This window comes from Vallitalea longa, from assembly GCF_027923465.1.
GTDB classification, from domain to species: domain Bacteria; phylum Bacillota; class Clostridia; order Lachnospirales; family Vallitaleaceae; genus Vallitalea; species Vallitalea longa.
In genome coordinates this window covers 62,296-73,031 of the sequence record NZ_BRLB01000022.1, presented here as the reverse complement: position 1 = coordinate 73,031, position 10,736 = coordinate 62,296, and the positions used below count along the sequence as shown (strand labels likewise).

9 protein-coding genes and 1 pseudogene are annotated in these 10,736 nt (G+C 30.7%); 9 read left to right on the top strand and 1 reads right to left on the bottom strand.

Annotated elements, in window-relative coordinates:
• Window positions 1-581 (bottom strand): annotated as a pseudogene (locus QMG30_RS22120) (IS1634 family transposase); the annotation flags it as partial.
• A gap of 459 nt (window positions 582-1,040) precedes the next feature.
• Between QMG30_RS22120 and QMG30_RS22115 the strand changes: the two are divergent.
• From QMG30_RS22115 to QMG30_RS22075, 9 genes are all read left to right on the top strand, one after another.
• The gene (locus QMG30_RS22115; RefSeq protein WP_281819220.1) at window positions 1,041-2,057 is read left to right on the top strand and encodes a LacI family DNA-binding transcriptional regulator; all 1,017 of its coding nucleotides are present in this window, start codon (window positions 1,041-1,043) and stop codon (window positions 2,055-2,057) included.
• 164 nt (window positions 2,058-2,221) lie between these two features.
• The gene (locus QMG30_RS22110; RefSeq protein WP_281819219.1) at window positions 2,222-3,541 is read left to right on the top strand and encodes an ABC transporter substrate-binding protein; all 1,320 of its coding nucleotides are present in this window, start codon (window positions 2,222-2,224) and stop codon (window positions 3,539-3,541) included.
• Between the two features lie 207 nt (window positions 3,542-3,748).
• Complete coding sequence (locus QMG30_RS22105) at window positions 3,749-4,684, top strand: carbohydrate ABC transporter permease (protein ID WP_281819218.1); 936 nt, start codon at window positions 3,749-3,751, stop codon at window positions 4,682-4,684.
• Between the two features lie 11 nt (window positions 4,685-4,695).
• The gene (locus QMG30_RS22100; RefSeq protein ID WP_281819217.1) at window positions 4,696-5,523 is read left to right on the top strand and encodes a carbohydrate ABC transporter permease; all 828 of its coding nucleotides are present in this window, start codon (window positions 4,696-4,698) and stop codon (window positions 5,521-5,523) included.
• 50 nt (window positions 5,524-5,573) lie between these two features.
• Window positions 5,574-6,632 (top strand): SIS domain-containing protein, encoded by a 1,059-nt coding sequence (locus QMG30_RS22095; RefSeq protein ID WP_281819216.1) that lies wholly within the window; start codon window positions 5,574-5,576, stop codon window positions 6,630-6,632.
• Window positions 6,633-6,649: 17 nt separating this feature from the next.
• Window positions 6,650-7,801: an N-acetylglucosamine-6-phosphate deacetylase gene (nagA, locus tag QMG30_RS22090; RefSeq protein WP_281819215.1), complete on the top strand. Its 1,152-nt coding sequence runs from the start codon at window positions 6,650-6,652 to the stop codon at window positions 7,799-7,801.
• Window positions 7,802-8,081: 280 nt separating this feature from the next.
• Window positions 8,082-8,843, top strand: a complete 762-nt coding sequence (locus QMG30_RS22085; RefSeq protein ID WP_281819213.1) for an ABC transporter permease — start codon at window positions 8,082-8,084, stop codon at window positions 8,841-8,843.
• Window positions 8,819-9,610, top strand: coding sequence for an ABC transporter ATP-binding protein (locus QMG30_RS22080; protein WP_281819212.1), 792 nt, complete (start codon window positions 8,819-8,821; stop codon window positions 9,608-9,610). Before QMG30_RS22085 ends, QMG30_RS22080 begins: the two co-directional genes overlap by 25 nt.
• 22 nt (window positions 9,611-9,632) lie before the next feature.
• Window positions 9,633-10,727, top strand: a complete 1,095-nt coding sequence (locus QMG30_RS22075; RefSeq protein WP_281819211.1) for an aliphatic sulfonate ABC transporter substrate-binding protein — start codon at window positions 9,633-9,635, stop codon at window positions 10,725-10,727.
• Window positions 10,728-10,736: the final 9 nt, after the last annotated feature.

Sequence of the window (10,736 nt, the reverse complement as noted above, 5' to 3'; positions counted from 1 at the left end):
TGGTCATTTCTTTTAGAAATGGAGAGACTATTTTTATATAACTCTGCCTGAATAAAATCCGATTCGTCAGCGATAATCCCTAAGGCACGATAAATGTGCTGTAAATCAAAAGTAGGTTGCTCCAATAGACGCTTTGATTCTTCAAAGGTATTAAGTTTAGAAGAGGGGAAGAGTATTCTCCCATAAACTAAACGTGAAAGAATAGCATTCAGGTCAAAGGTGAATTTACGTCTGGAAGTGATGTCTTTAGAAATCTTGTGAAGCCCCAGTTGGTGATAAAGTTGTTGAAGGAACAGGTAACCACCGTTGAAAGCGTGTTGCGTATCTTTGCCAATGAGCTTGAATTGAGAACATTCAACAATGACTTTGCGTTTGTTCACCTTTTCTTTTTGGTTGAGTTCAGCGATATATTCATTGGCCCATTCATAAGGGTCTCGACCTTCTAGTTTTTTTCTAAGTTCAGCTTCAGTTCCGAGTTTTTCAACAATCTTTGAAGTGTTAGATTGTGTTTTGGGGTTATAAACGGATTTAATTACGTAAAAAGAAGCGGCATTTTTGGATTTAGATACTTTTAATCTCATAGTAATACACCTCCTATACATTATATTATAACACAGTGCGATAAAGTGCGATATAGTAAAATGTAAAATTTGACAAAAAAATTAGCCTAAATCAAGGCTTTCATAGATTTTTTCTTTATACAACTGTCAAAGACCCGATTCTGCTATAATTATATTATGTTTCATAAATCATTAACCCTATCTTTCTTCTGTCATTAATAAATTAATGTCTAGATTAAATTATTTCATGTTAAAGATTATAACATTTTTTGTACTTATATATAAGATAAAACTATGATCAAAAGCATAATATGATAATGTTAAAAAAATATATACATTCGTGTGTACAAATAATGTTTTTTGTGATATAATATGAAACATAAAAATATATATAAATAAAATATAAAAATATATACAAAAATATAACTTTTATTTATAAGATTTATAACATGTTGATGTATTAGTAAATGGGGAGATTGAATGACCAGTAAAAGAGTTACAAGAAAAGATGTAGCAGAACGAGCAGGAGTGACACCAACAATTGTTTCGTATGTTACTAATAATAATAGATATGTAAGTAATGAAAAAAGAGAAAGAGTTTTGAAAGCTATAGAAGAACTAGGTTATCATCCTAATACTGTTGCATTAGGATTAAAATGTAAAAAAAGTTATCATATAGCTTTTATCTGTGATGATATAAGTAATGAGCACTTTGCTAAGATTGTTATGGATATGGAAGACATAGCTAATGAAAAAGGTTATATCATATCATTCTGTAATACAAGAAGTGATGAACAATATATCAATACATTAATTAGCAGACAATTTGATGGGGCCATAATAAGTACAGATATATTAGAAGGAGATTTGATCAATAGATTTTCTAATATCGGTATACCTACAATATTATTTGGTAATAGAATACATGAGAATGTTTCCAAAGATATTACATATGTCAATATAGATATATATGGAGGAACCATAAAAGCCATGGAGCATCTAATTGAGTTAGGGCACAGAAATATTGCTTTTGTAGATTCTAGTATTAAAGAACAAAAAACTATAGATTACAATGACTTTCGAGTAAAAGCATATACTGAAATCCATGATAAATATAATATAGAGATTAACCAGAGTTATATTATCCAAGCTAATGGATATAAAGATGTTTATGAAAAATGTCATGAGTTATTTAGTTCGAAAAATAGACCTACAGCTATTTTAGCTAATGATGACATGCATGCTTATGTTGTAATGAGTGCAGTAAAATCTTTGAATCTACAAGTACCTGATGATGTATCTATAATTGGATATAATGATACATCTATAGCTAAGTATATGGTTCCAAGATTAACAACTGTTGAAATTCCAAGGAAAAAAATAAGTAGTGCAGCCCTAGAAGTACTAATCGATAAAATAGAAGGAAAAGCTGTAAAAGATATTGATATTAATACGGATTTAATTATTGGTAAAACAACTAAATCTATAATAGGCTGAAGTTATATATTTTTTTGGGGTATATACATTCGAGTGTATATAGAATTATACATAAATTCTAGAAGTATAAAATATAGCTTTATTGTTTTTCGAAGTGAACTGGCATATTTGAAAAGTTAATATGTCTTTCATTATAAATTAAATAAACTTAAAGGAGTGTTAATATGTCTAAAAAGTTTTTTAAAACAATGACTATGGGTATTTTGATTTTTGTTATGGTGTTTTGTTTGGCAGCATGTGGTAATAAAGATGATAAGAAAGTTGAAGAAAATAGCAATGGGGGAGATTCTGATTCTAATGAACAAGTAACAATTCAATTTGCGACTTATGGACTTTTAGAAAAAGCAACAGAAAAATTCTATACAAAAGTAGCGAAAGATTTTGAGGAGAAAACGAATGTAAAAATAGAATTCGTTAGTTACCCTTATGGAGATCTTAAGCAACAAGTTCTAATTAAAGCTAATTCAGGAGATGCTCCTGATGTAGTACATGGTGAATCTTCAGCTTTTAGTTCTTATTTGAACTCTGGATTCATTGAGCCTCTTGATGATTTACTTGGAGAAGATTATGTCAACGACATATATGAAGGTGTAAGGGAAACAATGTCAAGTGATGGCAAGCTGTATGCAGCACCTTGGATATGTAGTACATTCCTTCTAGTTTATAATAAGGATCTCTTTGAACAAGCTGGTCTTGATCCTAATTCACCACCAAAGACTTATGATGAAATGATAGAATATGCTGAGAAGTTATCTGAATTGAAGGATAAAGAAGGTAATAAGGTATTTGGATTAGGTTCTTCAACAGCATCTGTACCAGTAAGTGGGGAAAATGTATTAAGTACAATGCTAAGTTTTGGTGGAAATGTCTATAATGATAAAGGCGAAGTAGAAATCAATACAAATGAAAACTTGAAAGCTCTAAAATTCTATAAAGAATTACAGGAACAAGGACTTAATCCAGAAGCTGCTAAGTTAAAAGACCTTAGAAACTTAATGGCTATCGGCAGATTAGGAATGTATTTCGACCAAGTATGGGGAACAAGTGGAGTCATAGGAATTAATCCAGAAATAAAAGACAGTCTTGCTCTAGGAATGATTCCATCAACAGATGCTACTGATGGTGCAAGTTTATTGGCAGCACATGAATTACATATAATGAAAGATTCAAAACATAAAAAAGAAGCAGCAGAATTTATTAAATATTTAACTTCCAAGGAGGTATTGGAAGAGTATTATAATACAACATTACCTTTTATAGTAGCTAGAAAATCAGTTAATGAGGGACTTAATCTTAATGATGATTTTGTTGAACCAGTTAGGGATAGTATGTCACAAGTAATAGCGTTATATAAACAACATCCTGACATGGAGAATGCATTATTAGAGATTACTTCAGCAGCACAAAGAGTAACAATCGGTAACGAAACTCCAGAAGAAGTAATCAAGAAATTAGATGATAAATTGAAACAAGTTCTAAAATAATTGATTCACGGACTAGTTATACAAATTTTCCATATCATGTTTAATTATTAATCTGTTTAGCTAAAGATAATAAATGAATATTACTTGAATGTTTTATTGATGTGAGCTTGATTTAAGCTAAACAGATTATATTGTGTTTAATGTATTATGGAAAAAATCATAAAGGTCTATGGTTACAAATTCTAGCAAAGGAAGTGACTAATTCATATGAAAGAAGCTAGTATAGCTAAACATAAATATGCTCCTAAGCTTTATAAAAAAATGGGAAGAGAAAAACATGATCGTATATTTGCAGTTTTGCTCTTGTTACCAGCGTTGATAATAGTGGGATTTACAACTTTTTTTCCTATAGCCAAATCAGTGATTATGAGTTTCTTTAATTATAAATTAAAAGCAAATGCAGATTATTACTGGAATGATTTCCTTAATTATAAAGAGTTATTTCAAGAAGGCGAAATTTTTTCTGCTATAGGAACAACTTTTAAATTTATGACAGTTACCGTAATTTTAATATTTATTATAGGTTTAATATTATCTAATATATTAAATAAAGATGTTAAAGGTAGAGCAGTGTTGAGAAGTGTTGTCCTTCTACCTTGGATTATACCTACGATTGTAACAGGTTTATTATGGATGTGGATATTCCAGCCTCAATATGGTGTACTGAATTATATTCTAATGAAACTCAATATAATTGCAGATCCCATAAATTGGGTGGCAAGTATGAAATTTGCTCTCTATAGTGTAGTAACTGCATCAGTGTGGAGACAGATTCCTTTTATAACTATCATGTTATTAGCAGGAATGCAAGGAATTCCAAATGATCTCTATGAAGCAGCTACTATAGATGGAGCTAATTCTAGGCAATGTTTTTTTAAAGTAACTCTACCTATGTTAAGTAATGTAATTAAATCAACACTATTAATATCAATAATCACTAACTTCAAACAATTTCCTCTCTTCTGGATAATGACAGGAGGAGGACCGGTTAATAAGACAACTACATTAGCAATAATGACTTATAAGAATTCCTTCGTTAATTTGAATTTTGGTAAGGGTGCTGCTGTTTCAACAATATGGTTAGTAATATTAATAGTTTTCTCTATAGTTTATAACAAAGTATTTAAAACAGCTAGAGATTAAGGAGTGGAAATATGAATAGTAAACCCAAAAAAAGGTCTTACATAATATTAATAATATTATTGGTATTTTTGGTTGGTCCCATATTATGGATGTTCGTAACTTCTTTTAAAGATAATATTGCGATATATAAGATACCGCCGGAGTGGTTACCTCATAAGCCAACTTTAAGTAATTATATAAATATATTTAAGGACAAGTTGTTCATGACTTATTATATGAATAACTTCATAACTGCTTTTCTAACAACATTTTTAACAATAATTATATCTATCTTAGCGGGATATTCATTTTCAAGATTTAAATTTAGAGGAAGTCAGATACTCTTAATGGCTTTTTTATCAGTTTCCATTTTCCCGGTAGTAGGTATCATTACAGCTTTATATTCAACATTCAAAAATGTTGGATTGCTTAATACGAGAGCTGCTGTAATACTTACATTAACTGCTGCTAATGTTCCTTTTTGTATGTGGTTGATGAAAGGATTTTTTGATGATATACCTAGAGCGCTAGAAGAAGCTGCATACATAGATGGGTGTGGAAGATTATCAACTTTGATTAAAGTCATTCTGCCTCTTTGTAGTCCAGGTATTCTGGCAATAGGGTTATATACATTTCTTATAGCATGGGATGATTATCTATATTGTCTAACACTTATAACGGATGATAAGATAAGGACTCTATCAAATGGTATATCAATGAGATATTTAGGTGAATTATCTTATGACTGGGGCAATGTCATGACGGTTTCTGTTATGGCAAGTATACCATTACTTATTTTGTTTATATTTTTACAAAAATATATGATACAAGGATTAACAGCTGGTTCTGTTAAAGGTTAAAAATAATATGAAATGAATTAAATTTTTATAATAGTGACGGAGGTAAAGAAATGGAAAAGAAATTAGGAAAATACACAATAAAAGAAATATTTGAACAAGGTGACGCATTTTCAGGGGTAATTGAAACATTGGATGAGATTACAGAAACGATTAATAAAGTTTTCAGTGAGGTAAATCCAGATGAAGTCATATTTACTGGATGTGGAACTTCGTTGTATTTAGCACAAACATCAGCATCTGTTTTCTCAAAATATAATAATATAACAGCTAAAGCTGTACCTTGCTCAGAATTGTATTTATCACCAGAAACTTATATAAAAGGTGATAGATGTCTTGTGATACCAATTACAAGAAGAAGTGATACCACAGAAGTTAAAATGGCAATAAATAAAGTCAGATCCAAGGACAATGTTAAGACTCTAGCTGTAACTTGTGATGAGAATAGTAAAGAGTATAATGATTACTATATTCTTTCACCAAAAGCAGGAGAGCACAGTATTGTTATGACTAAATCTTTTACAAGTATGATATTTATAAATCTCATTCTTGCGTTTACTGTAGCAGGAGAAAAAGAGATGTTGAATAAATTAAAAGAAATGCCAGAAAACTATAGTAAAGTCATTGATGGTATTAATGATACATGTGAACAGATTATTGATGATAATAAAGATTTGAATCTATACATAACACTTGGACAGGGTAGTTTGTATGGTATAGCGAATGAATCCATGAATAAAATCAAAGAGATGGCTATATCTAATTCAGAAGCTTATTATAGTTTGGAATACAGACATGGTCCAATGGCGTTAGTAGATAATAAAACATTAATTACTCAATATATCACTAAAGAATGTGAAGAATTAGAAGCTACATTGATAAAGGAAATGAAAGAGTATGGAGCAAAAATATTTATTATTGGAGATAAATTAACTAACGAAACGAAAAAATATGCCGATTATTATATTGAGTTAGATTGTGGATATAATGCTGATCTAATTACACCACTGGTAGCAATATCTGGACAGCTTTTAGGATATTATTGTGCCATTAGTAAAGGATTAGACCTAGATAGTCCAAGGAATCTATCTCAAGCAATCATATTAAAATAAAGATGGAGACGGTTCCGATGATAATAAAAAATGGAAAGGTTTTAGTTGATAGCGAATTCAGTTTACGAGATGTAGTAATCAAGGATAGTAAAATCTGTGGATATAATTTAGACGGATTAATGGATAATCAGGTTATCGATGCAGAAGGTATGTATGTTCTACCAGGATTCATTGATGTTCATACTCATGGAGGAAATGGAATAGATACCAATCTTGCAGATAAAGAAGAGTTAAATAAGCTATCAGAGTTTTTTGCTACAAAAGGAGTAACAGGATATCTACCTACAATACTTACTGATACTCATGAGAGAACTTGTGAAATAGTTGAAATGGTTGGGAATACCATAAAAGAGCAGAAGGAAGGTTCTAAAATATTAGGAATACACATGGAAGGACCTTTTCTTTCCCATGAATTCAAAGGGGCTATGCCTGATGATTTAATTGTTGACTGTTCTTTAGAGAAGCTTATGGAATATGAAGTAAGATCTAATAATAACATTAAGACAATTACTGTTGCAGCAGAAAATACAGGTGTACAGGAATTAATAAGATATGCTGTAGCAAAAGGCATCATAGTTTCTTTGGGTCATAGTGGTGCTACATATGAAGATTGTATGATGTGTATAGAAGAGGGAGCCAATAGGATTACACATACTTTTAATGGTATGAGACAGCTTCATCAGCATCAACCATCAATTCTGGGTGCTGCCTTGGAAAGTGATGTCTATTGTGAGGCTATCTGTGATGGACTTCATTTACATCCTGGTATAGTAAGATTAATGATTAAGACAAAAGGAATTGATAGAGTAATAGGAATAACAGATAGTGTTATGGCTGCGGGGCTTCCTGATGGAAAGTATAAACTTGGTGTTAACGATATAGTTGTTATAAATGGAGATGCTAGATTAGTTCATGGAGATTCTCGTGCAGGTAGTACATTAACAATGGATAAGGCATTAAAGAATATTATGGAATTTACTAGATTACCTTTAGAAGAAAGCATAAAAATGTTAACTATCAATCCTGCTAAGATGCTTAAGATAGATAGAAATAAAGGTTCTTTAGATATTGATAAAGATGCAGACATTGTAATTATGGATAAGGATATGAATGTTATTTATACTATAGTAGAAGGGAAAATAGTATATAATAACAATTTGATAGATTAATATTTAATTATAGATGTTACGTGTTATATTAAGCTAAAATAATATTATATACGAAAAACAGTTTAATTTCTAGTATTGTTGAAATTAAACTGTTTTTTATTTGATATAAAATAGGTTTTGTTAATATTTATAATAAAATTATATTTATAGCCATGAGATTAAAGAATTATTGTTAAAAAGGTATGAAAAAATTTCAAACTTACATAAAAGTATGTTAGATATTATAATTACTGTATAGTAAATTACAATAACAACTTAGTATAAGCGTAAGGAGGAAATTATGAATAGTAAAAGTAAGAAATATTTAAGTATTATTTCTATAATAGTTGGAATATTAATATGGCAGTTATTAGCGCTAATACCTGATATAGGTGTATTTTTAGCTAGTCCCCCTGAAACTGTCAGGGCATTTATGAATCAGGTCAGAAAAGGTTCTATGTTTATAGATATAGGATATAGTTTATTTAGAGTTTTAGGTGGATTTACAATTGGTCTTGTGGTTGCTATACCTGTAGCATTTTTAATGGGATGGTATCCAAAATTCAGTGGGGTGGTAGAACCCTGGATACAGTTTTTTAGAACTATTCCACCAATAGCATTGATTCCATTGGTTATCGTAGCATTAGGTGTTGGAGAAAGTGCAAAGATTGTAGTTATATTTCTGGCTTCATTCTTAGTTATGGTAGTAACAATCTATCAAGGGGTAAAATCTGTTGATGTAACACTTATAAAAGCCGCCAGAGTATTGGGTGCTAAAGATAAGGATATATTTTTTAAAGTAATAGTTCCTGCATCTACACCTTTTATATTAGTTGGTGTAAGATTAGGACTTGCAGCTTCATTAACTACTCTTGTTGCAGCAGAACTAACAGGAGCACAAGTTGGTTTAGGTGAAATGATTCAATCAGCAAGTTTATATCTAAAAATGGATGTTGTGATACTTGGAATAGTAATTATCGGAATTATTGGGTTTACATTAGATAAAATTGTTTTATTTTTAGAAAGGAAGCTAACAGGATGGCAAGAGACAAGACAAATGTAAAAGTAGATATAAAAAATGTTAAGAAAATGTATAATACAAGAAATGGTGAAGTAGTAGCACTTAATGGTGTTGATTTAGAGATTGCAGAAAATGAATTCATTTGTGTAGTTGGTCCCAGTGGTTGTGGAAAGTCCACTTTACTTAATATAATTGCAGGACTACAACATCCATCTTCTGGAGAAGTTACAGTCAATAATCAAGTAGTTAAAGAACCAGGTCCAGATCGTGGAGTTATCTTTCAACAATATGCATTATTCCCTTGGTTAACTGTTAAACAGAATGTACAATTCGGTTTGAAACTTAAAAAATATACAAAAGAAAAATTAGAAGAAGAGGCACTGAAGTATATTGATATGGTAGGTTTATCTGATTTTATGAATGCTTATCCTAAGGAATTGTCAGGAGGTATGAAACAAAGAGTTGCTATAGCTAGAGGATATGCTATGAATCCGGAAGTATTATTGATGGACGAACCTTTTGGAGCACTAGATGCTCAGACAAGAACTCAATTACAAAGTGAGTTGTTACATACATGGGAAACAGAAAAGAAAACATGTTTTTTTATAACTCATGATGTTGAAGAAGCGGTAATTCTAGCTCAAAGGGTAGTAGTCATGAGTGCAAGACCTGGTAGAATCAAGAATATTATCGATATTGATATTCCATACCCAAGAACCCAAGAAACAAAAATGACTAAGAGATTCAACGAATTAAAAAACGAAATTTGGTCTCAAGTATATGAAGAATATTTAGAGGCTAAAAAATAAATTTCTAAGGAGAGATTACTTTATGAAAAAATTATTAGGAGTTTTGTTATCTATTGTATTAGTAATGAGTTTATTTGTTGGATGTAGTGGCAAAAAAGAAGAAACAAAATCGGATTCTAAAAGTGCTGTTGAAATAACAGATAATGAAAATGTAAAAGATAAAGGCGAAGATGTTACTAAGGATGCAGAAGAAAAACCAGAGAAGCTAAAGAAATTAAAAATAGCTTATCATCCTAATATGGGTGGAGCTACTGCAATCATGACAGGTATCAAAACAGGTGTATTTGAAGAGCAGGGTCTTGAAATAGAGTTAAAAAAATTTACAAGTGGTCCACCTGAAATAGCAGCAATGGTTTCAGGAGATATAGATATCGGATATATCGGAATGGGTGCACATTTTCTAGCAATAGAAGGACAAGTAGATTTAATTGCAATAGATGCATTAGGTAATTCAGATAGATTATTAACTAGGAAAGAAACAGGTATTGAAAGTATTGAAGATTTAGTTGGGAAAAAAGTTGCAGTTCCTCTTGGAACTTCAGGAGAAACAGTTTTTGATTTAGCTCTAAAAAAAGCAGGTGTTCCAAGAGAAAAAGTCAAAGTTGTAAACATGGATATAGCGGGTGCAGTTTCAGCATATATTTCAGGACAAGTTGATGCAGCTGCCATCTGGGCGCCATATACTCTAAAAGCTGTAGAGAGTCTAGGAGAAGATGAAGTTGTGGAATTGGCTAAAAATGAAGATTTTATGCCTGATTATGTTTTCCCTTCAAGCTGGATAGCGACACCAAAATATATTGAGAAGAATAAGGATACTGTAATAAAATTTGTTAAAGGTCTTTACAAAGCAATGGATTATAGAGTTGATAATGTTGATGAAGCGATAGATTGGGCACTTGAAAAGGTTGAAGATGTTGAAAAAGATAGTGCTAAGGTAGAAGCTAATCAAATGATTATGATGACATCCAGTAAAATAAGTGATGCGATAGAATCAGGAGATATCATAAAGTGGTTTGAAGGTCTTGAAAAATTATTCTTAAAAACAGGTAAAATTGAAGAAAAAGTTCCTGTAGAAGAATTTGTTAGAACTGATATTATTGAAGAATCATTAAAATAATTCAATATT